Origin of the sequence: Streptomyces pseudovenezuelae, from assembly GCF_029892565.1 — a bacterium.
GTDB lineage: Bacteria > Actinomycetota > Actinomycetes > Streptomycetales > Streptomycetaceae > Streptomyces > Streptomyces pseudovenezuelae_A.
Genome location: NZ_JARXVH010000007.1, coordinates 359,301 through 376,934 on the forward strand (window position 1 = coordinate 359,301; position 17,634 = coordinate 376,934).

At 69.5% G+C, this 17,634-nt stretch carries 16 protein-coding genes, 1 tRNA gene and 1 pseudogene; 6 read left to right on the forward strand and 12 right to left on the reverse strand.

The window, feature by feature from the left end:
* Window positions 1–81: 81 nt before the first annotated feature.
* Window positions 82–1,095, reverse strand: a complete 1,014-nt coding sequence (locus M2283_RS24625) for a hypothetical protein (protein ID WP_280878510.1) — start codon at window positions 1,093–1,095, stop codon at window positions 82–84.
* Between the two features lie 141 nt (window positions 1,096–1,236).
* Here M2283_RS24625 and M2283_RS24630 point away from each other — a divergent pair, with 141 nt between their 5' ends.
* The 4 genes from M2283_RS24630 to M2283_RS24645 all read left to right on the forward strand — a co-directional run bounded on the left by M2283_RS24630 (window position 1,237) and on the right by M2283_RS24645 (window position 5,398).
* The gene (locus tag M2283_RS24630) at window positions 1,237–2,220 is read left to right on the forward strand and encodes a bifunctional DNA primase/polymerase (RefSeq protein WP_280878511.1); all 984 of its coding nucleotides are present in this window, start codon (window positions 1,237–1,239) and stop codon (window positions 2,218–2,220) included.
* Window positions 2,221–2,416: 196 nt separating this feature from the next.
* Window positions 2,417–3,649, forward strand: a complete 1,233-nt coding sequence (locus M2283_RS24635; protein WP_280878512.1) for a DUF3631 domain-containing protein — start codon at window positions 2,417–2,419, stop codon at window positions 3,647–3,649.
* 175 nt (window positions 3,650–3,824) lie between these two features.
* On the forward strand, window positions 3,825–4,034 hold the full coding sequence (locus M2283_RS24640) for a helix-turn-helix transcriptional regulator (RefSeq protein WP_280878513.1): 210 nt from the start codon (window positions 3,825–3,827) through the stop codon (window positions 4,032–4,034).
* Entirely contained in the window at window positions 4,031–5,398 is a 1,368-nt protein-coding gene (locus M2283_RS24645; RefSeq protein WP_280878514.1) for a tyrosine-type recombinase/integrase, read from the forward strand. The genes M2283_RS24640 and M2283_RS24645 overlap by 4 nt, the downstream gene beginning before the upstream one ends.
* A gap of 152 nt (window positions 5,399–5,550) precedes the next feature.
* Here M2283_RS24645 and M2283_RS24650 read toward each other — a convergent pair.
* Window positions 5,551–5,632 (reverse strand) — tRNA-Tyr (locus tag M2283_RS24650).
* Between the two features lie 224 nt (window positions 5,633–5,856).
* Here M2283_RS24650 and M2283_RS24655 point away from each other — a divergent pair.
* A complete protein-coding gene (locus M2283_RS24655) occupies window positions 5,857–6,345 on the forward strand; it encodes a YajQ family cyclic di-GMP-binding protein (RefSeq protein ID WP_280878515.1) in 489 nt (162 codons plus the stop codon).
* A 92-nt stretch (window positions 6,346–6,437) separates the two neighbouring features.
* Here M2283_RS24655 and M2283_RS24660 read toward each other — a convergent pair whose 3' ends face one another.
* Window positions 6,438–6,704, reverse strand: coding sequence for a GlsB/YeaQ/YmgE family stress response membrane protein (locus M2283_RS24660; protein ID WP_280878516.1), 267 nt, complete (start codon window positions 6,702–6,704; stop codon window positions 6,438–6,440).
* 150 nt (window positions 6,705–6,854) lie between these two features.
* Between M2283_RS24660 and M2283_RS24665 the strand changes: the two genes are divergently transcribed.
* Window positions 6,855–8,138, forward strand: a complete 1,284-nt coding sequence (locus M2283_RS24665) for an APC family permease (RefSeq protein WP_280878517.1) — start codon at window positions 6,855–6,857, stop codon at window positions 8,136–8,138.
* A 94-nt stretch (window positions 8,139–8,232) separates the two neighbouring features.
* Here M2283_RS24665 and M2283_RS24670 read toward each other — a convergent pair whose 3' ends face one another.
* The 9 genes and pseudogenes from M2283_RS24670 to M2283_RS24710 form a co-directional block, all read right to left on the reverse strand.
* On the reverse strand, window positions 8,233–8,799 hold the full coding sequence (locus M2283_RS24670; protein ID WP_280878518.1) for an SMI1/KNR4 family protein: 567 nt from the start codon (window positions 8,797–8,799) through the stop codon (window positions 8,233–8,235).
* A 132-nt stretch (window positions 8,800–8,931) separates the two neighbouring features.
* The gene (locus M2283_RS24675; RefSeq protein WP_280878519.1) at window positions 8,932–9,324 is read right to left on the reverse strand and encodes a YccF domain-containing protein; all 393 of its coding nucleotides are present in this window, start codon (window positions 9,322–9,324) and stop codon (window positions 8,932–8,934) included.
* A complete protein-coding gene (gene htpX / locus M2283_RS24680; protein WP_280878520.1) occupies window positions 9,321–10,184 on the reverse strand; it encodes a zinc metalloprotease HtpX in 864 nt (287 codons plus the stop codon). The genes M2283_RS24675 and htpX overlap by 4 nt, the downstream gene beginning before the upstream one ends.
* Window positions 10,185–10,388: 204 nt before the next feature.
* Window positions 10,389–11,912 (reverse strand): NADH-quinone oxidoreductase subunit N, encoded by a 1,524-nt coding sequence (locus tag M2283_RS24685; RefSeq protein ID WP_280878521.1) that lies wholly within the window; start codon window positions 11,910–11,912, stop codon window positions 10,389–10,391.
* Complete coding sequence (locus M2283_RS24690; RefSeq protein ID WP_280878522.1) at window positions 11,909–13,483, reverse strand: NADH-quinone oxidoreductase subunit M; 1,575 nt, start codon at window positions 13,481–13,483, stop codon at window positions 11,909–11,911. The genes M2283_RS24685 and M2283_RS24690 overlap by 4 nt, the downstream gene beginning before the upstream one ends.
* Window positions 13,484–13,489: 6 nt before the next feature.
* Complete coding sequence (locus tag M2283_RS24695; protein ID WP_280878523.1) at window positions 13,490–15,484, reverse strand: NADH-quinone oxidoreductase subunit 5 family protein; 1,995 nt, start codon at window positions 15,482–15,484, stop codon at window positions 13,490–13,492.
* On the reverse strand, window positions 15,481–15,924 hold the full coding sequence (gene nuoK, locus M2283_RS24700) for an NADH-quinone oxidoreductase subunit NuoK (RefSeq protein ID WP_280878524.1): 444 nt from the start codon (window positions 15,922–15,924) through the stop codon (window positions 15,481–15,483). Before nuoK ends, M2283_RS24695 begins: the two co-directional genes overlap by 4 nt.
* The gene (locus tag M2283_RS24705) at window positions 15,924–16,628 is read right to left on the reverse strand and encodes an NADH-quinone oxidoreductase subunit J family protein (protein WP_280878732.1); all 705 of its coding nucleotides are present in this window, start codon (window positions 16,626–16,628) and stop codon (window positions 15,924–15,926) included. Before M2283_RS24705 ends, nuoK begins: the two co-directional genes overlap by 1 nt.
* 451 nt (window positions 16,629–17,079) lie before the next feature.
* Window positions 17,080–17,632: pseudogene (locus tag M2283_RS24710) on the reverse strand (NuoI/complex I 23 kDa subunit family protein); the annotation flags it as partial.
* Window positions 17,633–17,634 lie beyond the last annotated feature (2 nt).

Genomic DNA, 17,634 nt, shown 5'->3' on the forward strand with positions numbered 1-17,634 from the left:
GACCGCCCGATCTCGCCAAAGACACGCGGTCGCCCCGGCCCATCTCCCTGCTCCTCTACGAGGGGCAAGGCACGCGTCAGCCTAGGCGCCGGCCGCTGGGAGCGGGAATCCCACAAACCCGCCCTCAGCCGTCTGCGTCACCAATGCGATGCCCTCCACATTCAGCAAGTCCCGCAGGTCCGCGGAAGGCTCCTCCGGCAGCAAGACTGCCAGACGCAACCCGTCGGGCACGTCGATATGGCGCCGGTAGTCGAGCAACTGCCCAATCGCCATGCGCACATGATCCCGACTGGCCTTGCCCTTAGCCTCATACAGCACGTTGTCGGTCGCGTCATACAGGTCGGTCAGCAGAGCTCCCCGCTCGCCCGCCACCGGAATCTGAAAACGGTGCACGACGTGCCCATGGGAGACCAACAGCGCCTCAAACGCCGCGGTCAGCCGACCCTCCCGCCGAAACACGGTGCGCAAGCCACCCGTGACGTCGGCGGTGGTGGCATCCGTGCCGTGCTGCTCGGTCGCCACCGGCGTCGCTGACGCGCTCGCCGGCTCTGCCGCGGCTGGCGGCACGGGCAACGCCTCGGTCGTCGGCGCCGCCTGCATCGTGTCCTTCGCGGTCAGCGCGAGCGTGACCCCGGGAGCGGGCCGCAGCCGGAACACGTACAGCCGGCGCCCCGGCTCGCCGTCGACCTGCGTCCACCGCTCCTCATACGGCTGCACCGGGTCGACGACGACCTGGCCGATGTAGCGCTGAATCGTCGTGGCACTGAAACCCAACGTGCCGTCCGCGACGAACAGATGCACGTCACGGCCTGCCTGCACGTGGTTCAGCAACGCCCGATTGCGGTCGGTCATCTGCTGATCTCCAGTGCCCTGACCCGCACCGGTGTACAGGTACAAGACGCCGAACTCATCGTCATCCGCGCGACCGTCGAAGGTGTAGTCGTGCTCCTTTCCGGCCGCGGGGTCGGAGAAGACGAAGATGTTGTGCGACTGATTGGCCGGCACGATGCCGCCGCCGTACTGCGAACCGCCGTACGCCTCCGCCAACTCCGCGCGCGTCGTGGTGGATCCCTGAGCAAGGTCAAGACTCGACATGCCGCGAATCTAGCCGCCACCACTGACAACCCCATGATCTCGCCCGCGCTCTGCGGACGCAGCAGGGGCGACCCCTCACACGCCAATGATCCGGGCCGCCCCCCATCCACCCGTCCAACAGACCAGTGGAGGTCTCCCAGCATGACCCACCCCCTCCCCATCCGGCGACCCCACGGCCCCGCACCGGGCGATAACACCAAGGCCGAACCCTTGCCTGTGGCGCTGGAAGCGCTGCACCTGCTCGCCGCGGCCCTGCTGTCCGCGGAACGCGGCTGGCCCGTCATCCCCCTGGTCCCCAACACCAAGCGGCCCGCCGGACACCCCGAACGAGACTGCCCGCGCACCGGCCGCTGCACCGCCGGGCACCGCACCCCCGAGCAACGCGCCACCACCAACCCGGAGTTGATCCACACCGCGTGGGCGAACCGACCGTACAACGTGGGCATCGCGACCGGACCGGCCGGCCTGCTCGTCGTCGACCTGGACGTGCCCAAACCCGAAGAACCAGAAGGAGCGCCTGACGGCGCCATTTCCTTCAAGGCGCTCTGCGAGCGCGCCGGCCAGCCTCATCCGTACACCTACCAGGTGCGGACCCCCAGCGGGGGCCGCCACCTGTACTTCACCGCCCCGCCCGGAACGCGGTTGAAGTGCAGCGTCAAGCGGCTCGCTCCACACATCGACACCCGGGCCTGGGGTGGCTACGTCGTCGCAGCGAACAGCACGACCGACCATGGCGCCTACGAGGTGGTTGAGGCGGCCCCGGTCGCCACGCTGCCCGCCTGGCTCGCCGCCCTACTCACGGAACCTGCCAAGCCGACGGTTGTGCCTGCACTCGCTCCGGTGCGAGACGGCACCAAAGCCGCACGTACCGCGCTGGAGCGAGAGTGCGCGGTCATTGCCGCCGCGGTCGAAGGCGGACCGAACGGCCGCAACAGCACGCTGTACCGCAGCACATGCAAGGTGGCCCGGTTCGTGGCCTGGGGACACATCCCCCGCCACACGGTCGAAGAGGCAATCCAGGCGGCGGGGGAGTCCACGGGACTGCCGGCTGCCGAGTGCCGCACAACGATCCGCAGCGCCACGGAGTGGATCCTCGCCAACGCCACACCGCGGGAGGCCGCATGACCACCGCCACCACCCGCTCCCCCCACCTGGATTGCCTCATCTCCACCCCCGACGGGCCGCGGCACGCTCCGCTCACCCGTGATGGGTGGGGGGCGGGCGCCCGAAAGAAGGCCGCCCGTCAGGGCGTCCTTTCAGCTCTTACCTCGGCTACCCGCGTCCCGCGCTCGACACGTAACTCCGAAGGGAGGAACGCCGCATGAACCCCACCATCGACGGGGCCGCGCTGCTGGACGAGGTGGAAGCCTTCCACCGCCGCTTCAACGTCTTCCCCACCGAAGCCGCATACGTCGCCGTCACCCTATGGGACGCCCACGCGCACCTGATCGACGCGTTCGACGGCACCGCCCGCCTCGCGTTCCTTTCCCCGGAACCTGGGTCGGGCAAGTCCCGCGCGCTGGAGATCGTGGAAACCCTCACCCCGCGCGCGGCCACCACCGTCAACGCGTCCGCGAACGCCCTGTTCCGGCTCGTAGAAGCCGACGGCGGAACCCCGACACTGCTCTTCGACGAGATCGACACTGTCTTCGGGCCCAAAGCAGGCGGCAACGAAGAGGTCCGCGGCTTCCTCAACTCCGGCTACCGGCGCGGCGCCAAGTCCCTGCGCTGCGTAGGTGACGGCTCGAACCAAAACACCGAGTGGTTCTCCTCGTTCTGCGCGGTCGCCATGGCGGGACTCGGCTCACTGCCAGACACCATCCTGACCCGCTCGGTCATCATCCGCATGCGCAAGAAGGCCCCCAACGAGAAGGCCGAGCCCTACCGCCGGCGTGTCCACGAGAAGCAGGGCCACGCGCTGCGCGACCAACTCGCTGACTGGGCCACTACCGTCCACGACGAAGTAGCCCAAGCCTGGCCCGAGATGCCCGAGGGAGTCTCCGACCGGCCTGCCGACGTGTGGGAGCCCCTGCTCGCCGTCGCCGACGCGGTCGGCGGGCACTGGCCCGAACGCGCCCGCGCCGCCTGCGTCGCGCTTATCAAGTCCGCGACGGACGGCGACGAAGCCTCCCTCGGGGTACGCCTGCTGACGGACCTGCGCGACCGCGTGTTCTGCGGTGCCGACCGCATGCCCACCGCCGCCATCCTCGAAGTCCTCTTCGGACTTGACGATGCCCCGTGGGCCGACCTGACCGACGACGGCAAAGCACTGACCGCACGGGGCCTGTCCAAGCTCCTGAGCCAGTACGTGCGTCCCGACAACACCCCGATCCGGCCCCGGTCCATCCGCACCGCGCACGGCGTGCCGAAGGGCTACTACGCGGAAGATCTCGCGGACGCGTGGCTGCGCTACTGCCCCCTCCCCCCTGAGAAATCCGCTACATCCGCTACATCCGCTACACCGCAGGTCAACGGGGGTGAATCTGTAGCGGAAGAGCTTCCCGGCATCCGCTACATCACCCCCAAAGCCGCTACCGCCGACCGCACGGCGTAGCGCCACCTATCCGCTACATCCCACCCATCCGCGACACGAACCAGGCCCCTGACCTGCGCTGTAGCGGATGTAGCGGATGTAGCGGATTCCCGAGAGGGGCCGCGCGATCCCGAAAGGGGTGGCGACGGTCCCTCTCGTTCGTCTGCCCCTCCTGCTGTCTCAAGGAGACCCCGACATGGCCACCCCTTCCCGCCGCCGTCGCGAGCCCAAAGACGAACTGGTGCCGCTCAGCGACGTGCTGGACGAGATCGGCATAACCCGCGCCACCTGGTACCGGTGGCGCAACCGCGGCTACACGCCGGAGGCGCGGCGCACGCCGTCCGGCCGCATTTGTGTGCGCCGAAGTGTCCTGGACACCTTCAAAGAAGAACTGGATGCCGCGTGACTGAGTGGACTTACGACGTCAAGATCTGGGCTATCCGCAAGCGCGATTCGACGCGGAAGCCCTACCAGGTGCGCTGGGGAACGGGCACTCGCCCGCACTCGGAGTCCTTCAAGACATCGGGCCTGGCGGAGAGCCGCCGGGCCCAGCTCATCACGGCCACTCGCGCGGGCGAACCATTCGATGTGGAGAGCGGCCTCCCGAAGTCCTTGCTCGCCAAGGAACGCGACATCTCGTGGTACGAGCATGCCCGCAACTACATCGCCATGAAGTGGGACCACTCCCCCGCGTCCACGCGCCGCACGCTCGCCGAAGCCATGGCGACCGTCACGGCCGCCATGGTGAAGGACACCAAGGGCATGGCGGATCCGCGAGTCGTACGCACTGCCCTCTACAGCTGGGCGTTCAACAAGAACCGCTGGACGAAGGAGCCCCCAGATGAAGTCGTGAAGGTGCTCACCTGGTTCGAGCTGAAGTCCGTGCCCACATCTGCTCTGGCGGACCGTATGCAGGTCCGCACCGCGCTGGACGCGCTGACGAAGAAACTGGATGGCACGACGGCCGCCGCGAGCGTGATCCGCAGGAAGCGAGCCATTTTCCACAACGCCCTCGGGTATGCCGTGGACGCTGAACTCCTGACGGAGAACCCCCTACCGCGCGTCCAGTGGAAAGCCCCCGAACAGGTCGAGGAGGAGGTCGACCCGGCGTGCGTGCCGGAGCCAGCGCAGGCTGCAAAGCTCTTGGCCGCCGTACGGGACCAGAGCCCGCGGGGCCGCCATCTGATGTCATTCTTCGGCTGCATGTACTACGCCGCGGCACGGCCGGCCGAAGTCATTGGCTTGCGGCTCCACGACTGTGATCTACCGCGCCGCGGGTGGGGGAAGTTGCGGCTCAGAGAGACGCGACCGCGGTCCGGCTCAGCGTGGACGGACAGCGGTGAGGCCCACGACAAGCGGGGACTGAAGCACCGCCCGCGGAAGGCGGTCAGGGAAGTCCCCATCCCGCCGGAACTGGTCGCCCTGCTCCGGTGGCATGTCACGGCGTACGGCACGGCACCGGACGGCCGGTTGTTCCGTACGCAGCGCGGTGGACTGATCCAGGACACCGGATACGGGGAGGTCTGGGCTGAGGCCCGAACACGCGCCCTGACCCCCGCCCAGCACGCGTCGGCACTGGCCAAGCGTCCTTATGATCTTCGTCACGCGGCCGTCTCCACATGGCTCAGCTCTGGCGTGGAACCTCAGCTCGTGGCGAAGCGAGCTGGCCACAGCGTGGCCGTCCTGTTCCGCGTGTACGCGAAGTTCCTCAGCGACGGCGACGAAGCCGCGAATGCCAAGATCTCTGCCCTCTTGGAGGGACGTTCCTAGGGGGCAGAATCCCGTCCACGTCTGGGCCACAGAGTTCGAGACGGGACGTTCGAACGCGAGACAGAGCGAGACAAGAGGTCGATCGCCAACGCATACGACAAGGGGCCCGTGACCAGCCAAAACGGCTGGTCACGGGCCCCTTGTTTTACGTGTGGCGGCGCCAGGATTCGAACCTGGGAAGGCTGAGCCGGCAGATTTACAGTCTGCTCCCTTTGGCCGCTCGGGCACACCGCCGGGGTTTGCTGCCGTTCGAACCGCTTTTCGGCGGTGCTCGCTGGCAACGACGTAAACAATACCCGATACGGAGGGGTGCTTCGCCACCCGATTGATCTGCGCTCGGGGGACACGGGGTGGCTAGGCTTGTGTGGATGCGGCCCGGGACGACGCCGGGCTCGGCGGCCGCCCCCACGCCCGCCGATACGCACTGACACGCACCCCGATACAAGGAGCCACAGGACATGGCCGACTCCAGTTTCGACATCGTCTCGAAGGTCGAGCGGCAGGAGGTCGACAACGCCCTCAACCAGACCGCCAAGGAGATCTCGCAGCGCTACGACTTCAAGGGTGTGGGCGCCTCGATCTCGTGGTCCGGCGACAAGATCCTGATGGAGGCGAACTCCGAGGACCGGGTCAAGGCCATCCTCGACGTCTTCCAGTCCAAGCTGATCAAACGTGGGATCTCGCTGAAGTCCCTGGACGCGGGCGAGCCCCAGCTCTCGGGCAAGGAGTACAAGATCTTCGCGTCGATCGAGGAGGGCATCTCCCAGGACAACGCGAAGAAGGTGGCGAAGATCGTTCGCGACGAGGGCCCCAAGGGCATCAAGGCCCAGGTGCAGGGCGACGAACTGCGCGTCAGCTCCAAGAGCCGCGACGACCTGCAGACCGTGATCGCCCTGCTGAAGGGCAAGGACTTCGACTTCGCCGTGCAGTTCGTGAACTACCGGTAGATGGCTGATCGGCGGTTGTACGAGGAAGGGTGGGCACCGTCGGCGCCCACCCTTCTCGCCTGCTGGCCGCAGTCCAGGGGTGCGCGGTGTGCTCAGTCGCGCGAGTTGCCGAACAGCAGGCGGAAGGCGATCAGGAGGACCAGCGAGCCGCCGATCGCCGCGGCCCATGTCGCGCCGTCGTAGAACTCCTTGGAGATCGGGTGGTCCAGCCAACGGGCCGATATCCAGCCGCCGATGAACGCGCCCGCGATCCCTATCAGCGTCGTGCCGATGAAACCGCCCGGGTCGCGGCCCGGCAGCAGGAACTTGGCGATGGCTCCGGCCAGCAGCCCCAGAATGATCCAGCTGATGATGGTCATGCCGTGAACCTGCCCTTCCGCGCTGTGCCCGCACTGTCCGGGCACTGTGATTTCGGGCGCGTTTGCTCGTGCTTGGTGCTCGTGCTCTGTTGATGGATGGGACGTCTTGACGACGCTTCTCGGTTGCAACTGATCAGTAAGGTTTCGACCATGACACCGTCCGGTCCCATTCCGTCCGGTTCCGATCAGTCCGGTTCTGATCAACCCGAGCTGCGGCGCACCCTGGGGGTCGGGGACGCCGTGGTCATCGGGCTTGGCTCGATGGTCGGGGCCGGCATCTTCGCCGCCCTCGGGCCCGCGGCGCGCGCTGCCGGGTCCGGTCTGCTGCTCGGCCTCGCGGTCGCCGCCGTCGTCGCGTACTGCAACGCCATGTCGTCGGCTCGGCTGGCCGCCCGGTATCCGGCCTCGGGCGGCACGTACGTGTACGGACGTGAGCGACTCGGAGCGTTCTGGGGCTATCTCGCGGGCTGGTCGTTCGTGGTCGGGAAGACGGCCTCCTGTGCGGCGATGGCGATCACGGTGGGGGCGTACGTCTGGCCGGGGCAGGCGCATGCCGTGGCGGTCGCGGCCGTGGTGGCGCTGACCGCGGTGAACTACGGCGGCGTCCAGAAGTCCGCCTGGCTGACGCGGGTGATCGTGGCGGTGGTCCTCGCTGTCCTCGCTTCCGTGGTGGTCGTGTGTCTGGGATCCGGCGCGTCCGACGCGGAGCGGCTGGACGTCGGGTTCTCGGGTGGTGTGGGCGGGGTGTTGCAGGCGGGCGGGCTGCTGTTCTTCGCGTTCGCCGGGTACGCGCGCATCGCGACCCTCGGTGAGGAGGTACGGGATCCGGCGCACACCATCCCGCGCGCGATCCCGCTGGCCCTGGGCATCGCGCTTGCGGTCTACGTGTGTGTCGCGGTGGCCGTCCTTTCGGTGCTGGGAGCTGACGATCTCGGTCGGGCGGGCGCTCCGCTGACCGACGCGGTGCGGGCCGCCGGCGTGCCGGGGCTGGTGCCCGTGGTGCGGGTGGGTGCCGTCGTGGCCGCGCTGGGGTCGCTCCTCGCCCTGATCCTGGGCGTCTCACGGACGACGCTGGCCATGGCCCGGGACCGGCATCTGCCGGGCGTGCTGGCGGCTGTGCACCCGCGCTTTCAAGTCCCGCACCGGGCCGAGTTGGCCGTGGGCGCGGTGGTCGCCGTCCTGGCCGCCACTGTGGACGTGCGGGGTGCGATCGGGTTCTCCTCCTTCGGTGTGCTGGCCTACTACGCGGTGGCCAACGCCTCCGCCTGGACGCTCAATTCGGCTCCGGCGGCCCGTGTACTGCCGGCTCTGGGGCTTCTCGGGTGCGTGGTTCTGGCCTTCGCGCTGCCGGGGCTGTCAGTGGTCGTGGGCGCGGGTGTGTTGGTCGTGGGGGTGCTCGCGTACGGCGTGCGGCGGTGGGCAGCCGCGCGGTAGCGGACGGGGCGGTGTCCAAGGCCCGGGGGCCGAGACAGGGGTCCGAGGTCAAGAGGGTTAGGGGTCACGCGTCCGAGGTCCGAGAGCCTGCCGGTCAGTACGCTCGCTCGGCTGTCGTACGTATGCGGAAGTCGGCCCAAGGAGCCATCTCCAGCTCCTCGTTCATCTCTTCGTACCAGCCGGCCCCGTCGACCCAGGCGCGCAGCCAGTCCGTGAGTTCGGGGGCGTCGATGAACCAGGCGTGGTCGGCCTCGGCGGCGTTCGGTTCGTACAGGAGGACGGTGGCCTGTGGGGTGTGGCAGTCCACGCAGGCGTACATCGCGCAGCCCCAGTGGGATATCGGCAGGACTCCCTCGGGCCAGGGCCACTCGGGGTCTTTGCGGCCCTCCTTGCGGTTGGCGAGGTACTGCACGACGGCGGCGGGCTCGCCGGCGGGCGGGCTGTCGAGCAGGGGCAACAGGCCGTATTCCGGGCCGAATCCGCCGTCCCCTATCCGCAGGTAGAGGTCGGCGAGCAGGGGCGGCAGGGAGAAACCGAGTGTGGCCTCGGCGCGGGCCAGGGTGGCGGCGTCGACGGGCTCGGGGAGGGAAGTCCAGCCCCACGGATGGGTGTTGCGCGCCTTGGCGGCCACCCGTGCCAGCAACTGCTCGTTCTCGGTCATGGATTCATGATGCAAGGCGGCACTGACAATCGAGCCGGCCTGTGGACAACTGCCGGGCTGTGGAAAACGCGGCGGCCCGGGCGGAGGGGGCGACCGGTCGTCGCTCCTGCCCGGGCCGTGCGTTCTGCTTGGTCAGCGTGCCGCGAACGGCTGGTCCGTCGGCACGATCTCGCGGCCGAGCGGCAGCAGCGAGACCGGGATGAGCTTGAAGTTGGCGATGCCGAACGGGATGCCGATGATCGTGATGCAGAGCAGGACGCCGGTGAAGATGTGCGCGAGGGCCAGCCACCATCCCGCGAGGACCAGCCACAGCACGTTGCCGATGCAGGAGGGCGCGCCCGCGTCGCGGCGCTCGACCGTCGTGTACCCGAAGGGCCACAAGGCGTAGATGCCGATGCGGAAGGCCGCGATGCCGAACGGGATGCCGATGATCGTGATGCAGAGGATGACGCCCGCGAGCAGGTATCCGAGGAAGAGCCAGAAACCGCTCAGGACGAGCCAAATGACGTTCAGGATGGTTTTCACTGGGTTCGACCTGCCATCTTCTCGAGACGGGCGATGCGCTCCGCCATCGGCGGATGTGTCGAGAACATCTTGGAGAGTCCCTGGCCCGGGCGGAAGGGGTTCGCGATCATCATGTGGCTCGCCGTCTCGATCCGGGGCTCGGGCGGCAACGGCAACTGCTTGGTGCCGGTTTCGAGCTTGCGCAGGGCGCTGGCGAGCGCGAGGGGGTCGCCGGTGAGCTGGGCTCCGGACGCGTCGGCCTCGTACTCCCTGGAACGGCTGATGGCGAGTTGGATGACGGTGGCCGCGAGCGGACCCAGGATCATGATCATCAACATGCCGAGGATGCCGGGGCCGTCGTCGTCGTTCGAGCGGCCGATCGGGATCAGCCAGGCGAAGTTGACCAGGAACATGATCACGGAGGCGAGTGCGCCCGCGACCGACGAGATGAGGATGTCGCGGTTGTAGACGTGACTCAGCTCGTGGCCGATGACACCACGCAACTCGCGCTCGTCGAGCAGGCGCAGGATGCCGTCCGTGCAACACACCGCGGCGTTGCGCGGGTTGCGGCCGGTCGCGAAGGCGTTCGGTGCTTCCGTCGGCGAGATGTAGAGGCGCGGCATGGGCTGGCGGGCCTGCGTGGAGAGCTCGCGGACCATGCGGTACAGGGCGGGTGCCTCGAACTCGCTCACCGGGCGGGCACGCATCGCGCGTAGCGCCAGCTTGTCGCTGTTCCAGTACGCGTACGCGTTCGTGCCCAGTGCCACCACGACCGCAATGACGAGCCCCATGCGACCGAAGAAGCTGCCGATGACGATGATGAGGGCGGACAGTCCCCCGAGGAGTACTGCGGTCCTTAGCCCGTTGTGCCGGCGGTGCACGGTACGCCCTCCAAATCGTGCAGCAGGGGAACCCTTTGCTTGCTGATCCTGCGTCTTGTCTCCGATGCCACCGGTGCCGTGGTGCCACGTCCAGTGGACCCTCCCGTACTGGTCAACGCCAGGCGAGGGCCTCTAGTTCCCTTGTGCGCACGGCGCCGGGCATGGGCCGTCCGGGTGACGGCGGCCTCTCTTGCCGGCTCCTGCCTAGAAGAGTGCCGTGTCGGCGAAGCGCAGCACCAGTTGTGGGGCGCCGGAGAGGGCGACGGCGAGGACGCCGGTGAGGGTGATGGCCGCCGTGAGGGGCGCGGGCAGTCGGTGCTTGACGGGCTCGCCCTCGGGGGCGCGGAAGAGCAGTGCCGTCCACTGGAGGTAGTAGAAGAGCGCGATCACCACGTTGACGGCCATGACCACGGCCAGCCAGCCGAGGCCCGCGTCCACGGCCGCCGCGAACACGGTGACCTTGGCGAAGAGGCCGATGATGCCCGGCGGCAGCCCGGCCAGGCAGAGCAGGAAGAAGGCCAGGAGCAGGGCGGCGAGGGGGTTCTTGGCGTACAGGCCGCGGTAGTCCGTGATGCGGTTGAGGGTTCGCGTACGGCCCACCACTGCGGCGACCGCGAAGGCGCCGAGGTTCACGGCGGCGTACATGAGGGCGTAGGCGACCGTGGAGCCGATCGAGTGCTCGGGGTCGTCGGAGTAGGCGGCCGCCGCGATCGGCACGAGGAGGTAGCCCGCCTGGCCGACCGACGACCAGGCGAGCAGGCGTACCGCGCTGTACGCGCGCGTGGCCTGTTGGCGCAGGGCGCCGACGTTGCCGACGGTCATGGTGAGGGCGGCCAGCGCCGCAAGCGCGGGGCCCCAGACGTCGGCGTACGAGGGGAAGGCGACGACGGTGACGAGGATCAGGCCGGAGAAGCCGACCGCCTTGCCGACGACCGAGAGGTAGGCGGCGATCGGCAGGGGCGCTCCCACGTAGGTGTCGGGCACCCAGAAGTGGAAGGGGACGGCGGCGACCTTGAAGGCGAAGCCGACGAGGGTGAGGACGACGCCGGTCTGGGCGAGGGTGTGGAGCTGTCCGTCGACGTGCTGGATGCGGTCGGCGACCTGGGTGAGGTAGAGGGTTCCCGTGGAGGCGTACACGAAGCTGATGCCCATGAGGCTGACGGCGGTCGCGGTGACCGACGACAGGAAGAACTTGAGGGCGGCTTCGGAGGACTTCCGGTCGCCCTGTCGGAGGCCCACGAGTGCGAAGGCGGGCAGGGAGGCGACCTCCAGGGCGACGATCAGGGTCGCGAGGTCGCGGGAGGCGGGCAGGAGGGCGGCGCCGGCGGCGGAGGAGAGCAGCAGGAACCAGTACTCCCCTTCGGGGAGTTGCTTGTCGGCGTCCTTGAGGGCGGTGACCGACAGGAGGGCGGCGAGGAGGGCGCCGCCGAGGACCAGGAACTGGATGACCAGGGTGAAGCGGTCCGCGGTGTAGCTGCAGACGTCTGCGTTGCCGGTCAGGCAGAAGGTGGAACGGTCGCCGTCCAGGAGGGGCAGCAGGAGGAGGGCGGAGGCGGCGAGGCCTGCCACCGAGAACCAGCCGAGGAGCGCCTTCTTGGTGTCGCCGATGAACAGGTCGGCGACAAGGACGACAAGGGCGCCGATCGCCGCGAGGGTGGGCGGCGCGATGGCGAGCCAGTCGACGGACTGGACGAGGGTCGCGGCCAGCGGCTGGACCGGGCTGCTCATCGGGTGCCTCCTGCGAGGAGCTGCTGCACGGCCGGGTCGGTGAGGCCGAGGAGGGCCTTGGGCCACAGCCCGGCGACGACGGTGAGGGCGACGAGCGGGGTCCAGGCGGCGAACTCGTAGGACTGCACGTCGGCGAGTTGCGGCGCCTCCTGCGGTACGGCGCCCATGCAGACGCGGCGGACCACGACGAGCATGTATGCGGCGGTCAGAAGGGTACCGAAGGCCGCGATCGCCATGAAGGTGAGGAACACCGGGCGGCTGAGGCCGGCGGCGGGCTTGAACGCGCCGAACAGTGCCAGCATCTCGCCCCAGAATCCGGCCAGTCCGGGCAGGCCGAGCGAGGCGACCGCGCCGAAGGCGAGCAGGCCGCCGAGGCGTGGGGCCTTGCCGTACAGCGCTGCTCCGGTCTCCGCGGCGAGGGTGTCGAGGTCGGTGCTGCCGGTGCGGTCCTTGAGAGCGCCGACCAGGAAGAACAGGAGGCCGGTGATGAGGCCGTGGGCGATGTTGGCGAACAGGGCGCCGTTCACGCCGGTCGGGGTCATGGTCGAGATGCCGAGCAGGACGAAGCCCATGTGGCCGACGGAGGAGTAGGCGATCAGGCGCTTGAGGTCGCCCTTCGCGCCCTGTCTGGCGAGGGCCAGGCAGGCCAGGGATCCGTAGATGATCCCGACGACGGCGAAGGCGGCGAGGTAGGGCGCGAAGGTGCGGAAGCCGTCGGGGGCGATCGGCAGCAGAATCCGGACGAACCCGTACGTACCCATCTTGAGCATGACGCCGGCCAGCAGGACCGAGCCGACGGTCGGCGCAGCGGTGTGGGCGTCGGGCAGCCAGCTGTGCAGCGGCCACATCGGCGTCTTGACCGCGAGCCCGATCCCGATCGCCAAAACGGCGATGACCTGCACGGATGTGCTCAGCGACCGGCCGTTGTCAGTGGCGAGTGCCACCATGTCGAATGTGCCGGCCTTGATCCCGATCAGGAGCAGGCCGAGCAGCATGACGACCGAACCGAGCAGTGTGTAGAGGATGAACCGCCAGGCGGCCCTGGTCCTGCCCTCGCCGCCCCAGCGGGCGATGAGGAAGTACATCGGGACGAGGACCATCTCGAACGCGAGGAAGAACAGCAGCAGATCGAGGACGGCGAAGCTCGCGAGGGTGCCGGACTCCAGGACGAGCAGCAGTGCGACGAAGGCCTTCGGGGTCGGGCCCGCGGGCATCTTGAAGTAGGAGTAGAGCGCGCAGAGGAAGGTCAGCAGCGCGGTCAGGACCAGAAGGGGGAGGGAGATGCCGTCGATGCCGAGGTGGATGCGCACGTCGAGTGCGGGGATCCAGCTGATGTCGGTCGTGGCCTGCATCTTCGACGGATGGTCGTGGTCGAAGCCGAGCGCGAGGACGATCGCGGCGATGAGAACCGCGCCGGTCACGGTCACGCCGTGCCGCAGCACGGCCTGTTCGGGCGACTTCCCCTTCAGCCCGGGCGGGGCGGGCAGGAGGGCGGCGACGGCGCCGAGGAGCGGCGCGACGACGACGAACGCCAGAAGGAACTGCATCACGGACTCGCTGATATCGATCACGCGTGCTCACGCTCCCGTGGCGACGAGGAGGGCGGCGACCGCCAGGACGACGGTGCCGGCGAGCAGCGCGCTCACATAGGTCTGCACATTGCCGGTCTGGGCACGCCGTACGGCGGTCCCGAGCAGGCGGGGAAGGGCGCCCGCACCGCGTACGTAGGTCTCGACGACCTCGCGGTCGAGGAACCGGACGAGACTCGCCGCGGCCTGGACCGGGCGGACGAAGAGGGTCGCGTACACGGCGTCGAGGTGGAAGCCGACGGCCGCGTGGCGGTGCAGCGGGCCGAGCAGTATCCGCCCGGGGTCCGCCGGGTCGGGCGCCGAGGCCACGTCTCCGTACGCGGGCGCGTGGCTGGCGATCGCCTCGGCCTCGACGAGTCCGGCGTCACCTTCGGGGTGGGCGGCGACCGCGCCCAGCGGGACGCCGGCCGCGAGTGTGCTGGTGTGCCGCCACGCGCCGTAGGTGACGATGCCGCCGACCAGGGCCACGCCCGTGCCGAGCACGGAGGTGGTGAGGGTCGGGGTGAGGTCACGGCCGTCGAACCATCCGGGCAGTGAGCGGTAGGCGAGTCCGCCGAGGGCGAGGGACGGGACGGCGAGCACCCACAGCACCACGGTCATGGTGCGCGGCTGACGGCCGTGGTCGGGGGCTTCGGCGCCGTGTCCGCGGAAGGCGAGCAGCCACAGGCGGGTGGCGTACGCCGCGGTGAGCAGGGCCGTGAGCAGGCCGGCGACGAGCACGGTCCAGCCCGCCGCGCCGGGGGCGTGCTCGGTGTGGCCGGTGGCGACGTGCTCGGCGGCGCCGAGCACGGACTCCTTGGAGAAGAAGCCGCTGAAGGGCGGGATCGCGGCGAGCGCGAGGAGCGCCACGGTCATCGTCCAGAAGGCGTCGGGGACACGGTCGCGCAGGTTGCCCATGCGGGACATGGCGGCCAGCGAGTTGGTGCCGGAGGCGTGCATGATCACGCCGGCCGCGAGGAACAGCAGCGCCTTGAAGGCGCCGTGGGACAGGAGATGGAAGACGGCGGCACCGCGGTCGCCGACGGCCAGGGCGCCGGTCATGTAGCCGAGTTGGCCGATCGTCGAGTAGGCGAGGACGCGCTTGATGTCGTCCTGGGCGAGCGCGGCGAGACCCGAGCCGACCATCGTGACGGAGGCCATCACGGCGAGGACGACCATCGCGGCCTGGGAGGCCTCGAACACCGGGAGGAGACGGGCGACGAAGTAGACACCGGCGGCGACCATCGTGGCGGCGTGGATCAGCGCGGAGACGGGGGTCGGGCCGGCCATGGCGTCGGGGAGCCAGGTGTGCAGCGGGAACTGTGCCGACTTGCCCGCGACGCCGGCCAGGAGCAGCAGGGCGATCAGGGTCGGGTGGTCGAGTCCGCCGCTCGCGACGGTGTCGAGGACCTTGGTGATCCGGAAGGAGCCGGCGTCGGTGGCGAGGGCGAACAGGCCGATGAGGAAGGGGACGTCACCGAGCTTGGTCACCAGGAAGGCCTTGATGGAGGCGGCGCGGGCCTCCGGGGTCTCCCAGTAGTGGCCGACCAGGAAGTACGAGCAGATGCCCATGATCTCCCAGCCGACCAGCAGCACGATCAGGTCGCCGGAGTAGACGACGAGCAGCATCGCGGAGGTGAAGAGGGAGACGAGGGCGGCGTAGGAGGGGTAGCGCGGGTCGTCGCGTAGGTAGCCGGTCGAGTAGATCTGCACGCAGGACGCGACGAAGGCGACCAGCACGGCGACGAGGGCGGCGAAGCCGTCGATGTGCAGGGCGAGTTCGATCGGGACCGAGCCGGTGGGCGTGAGCTCCGTGGCGGCGTCGACGGCCCGGTCGCCGCCCTGGCGCACGGCGACCAGCACGGCGAGCACGAGGGAGGCGAGGGGCGGCATGACCGCGAGCGGGCGGACGAAGCCGGGGGCCGTGCGGCCCAGGAGCAGGCCCGCTGCCGCGCCCAGGAACGGCAGGAGGGGGACGAGGACGGCGAGGGTGGTCGTGGTCACGCGGTGGCCTCAGCCTTCCCGGCCCGGTCGGCCGGCCCGGCCGTGCGGGCGTCGCTGTCGGGGTCGTGGGAGTCCCGGCCGTCGGTCTCGGCACCCTCGGACTCCGGCCCGTCGGGCTCGTGGCCCTCGGCGGTGTCGCGGAGCCGGTCGATGTCCGAGGTGCCGCGGTTGCGGTAGACGGCGAGGACGATCGCCAGGCCGATGCCGATCTCGGCGGCGGCGATGGCGATGGTGAACAGGGTCAGGGCCTGTCCGGAGTGCAGGGTGTCCCGGGCGGTCCTGCTGAGCCAGACGTCGAAGGCGACGAGGTTCAGGTTGACGGCGTTGAGCATCAGCTCGACCGACATCAGGACGAGGATCGCGTTGCGGCGGGCGAGGACGCCGTACACGCCCGTGCAGAAGAGGAGAGCGGCGAGAACGGCGGGATAGGCGAGGTGCATCAGCGGGCGCCTTCCTGCTTGGCCGGACCGGTTCCCTCAACCGGGCCATTTCCACCGATCGTGTGATTACGGGAATCCGGGACAGAAGGGGAACTCTCCGTGATCGTCCGGGAGTTCACAGGGGGAGAACTCGACTCCGCCTTCGCTTTGCGGGACAGGACGATCGCGCCGACCAGGGCCGCGAGGAGAAGGACGGAGAGGGCCTCGAAGGGGAGCACCCAGTTCTGGAACAGGCTCGCTCCGGTGACGGCGGTGGTGCCGGCGGCCGGGCCGTCCAGATCGATCCAGGTCGCGCGGAAAGCGTCGACGACGACCCAGACCAGGGCGGCCGCGGCGGCGACGGCCACGGTGAGGGCGGCCCAGCGGTTGCCGGAATCGGCGTCCGGGGAGCGGCCGATGGGGGCCTTGGTGAGCATCAGACCGAACAGAAGGAGGACGACGACGGAACCGACATAGATGAGGACCTGCACCCAGGCGATGAACTCGGCGGTGAGCAGGAGGTATTCGACGGCGAGACCACCGAGGGTCACCACCAGCCACAGGGCGGCGTGCACCAGCTGCCGGGTGGTGACGGTGACGAGGGCGGCGCCGAAGGTGACCAGGCCGACGAGGAGGAAGGCGACCTCGACGCCGGTCGGGGAGAGGAAGCCGTGGGTCTCGGCGGCGGCCGTGGTCAGCGTGGGGTGCGCGGCGGAGGCGGGCACGGCAAGGGCATGTGCCGCGGTAGCGGCGGCTGCGGCGAGGGTCACGATGCGCCTCCCTCGGCTTCGGGTGGCTTGGGCGACTCGGGCGGCTCGGGCTTCGCGGGCGGCTCGGGCGGGTCTGCCGGGGTGGGCGGGTCTGCCGGGGTGGGTGGAGTGGGTCGCTCTGCCGAGGCGGGCGGGTCTGCCGGAGTGGGCGGCAGAGGAGGCGTGGGCGGCTCCGCCGGGGTGGGTGGAGTGGGCGGGTCTGCCGGAGTGGGTGGGGCGGGCGGCTCCGCCGGGGTAGGCCCGTCCGCCGGAGTAGGCACGGTAGACGGCTCTGCCGGAGTAGGCGGCTCACCCTGGACGGGAGGCTCGGGCGGCGTGACCTGCGCCGTAGGGCCGGCCTGAGCGGTCGGCTCGCTCGACTCCTCCTGCGCAGCCTGTGCGGCCGGCGTGACCTGTGCGGCCTGTGCGGCTTGCGCAGCCGCCAGTTTCTCGGCGGTCTTGTGGGCGGCGGCGATTTCCTTCGGTTCCTCCGCGCCGGGGTCGAGGGCGGGAGGGGCCGGGACGGTCCACATCCACTCTCGGAGCTTGTCCCGCTCGTGGGTGAGTTCGCGGATGTCGGTCTCGGCGTACTCGAACTCAGGGGACCAGAACAGCGCGTCGAAAGGACAGACCTCAATGCAGATACCGCAGTACATGCACAGGGAGAAGTCGATGGCGAAGCGGTCGAGGACGTTGCGGCTGCGCTCGCGGCCGCCGGGGGCCGCCGCCGGGACCGTCTCCTTGTGGGAGTCGATGTAGATGCACCAGTCGGGGCACTCACGGGCGCACAGCATGCAGACCGTGCAGTTCTCCTCGAACAGGCCGATCACACCGCGAGTGCGGGGCGGGAGGTCGGGCTGAACGTCCGGGTACTGCTCGGTGACGGTCCTCTTCGTCATCGTGCGGAGGGTGACGGCCAGACCTTTGGCCAGGCCGGAGCCGGGAAAACGGGGCCGGGTGGGCGGGAGGGGCTCGGCCATGG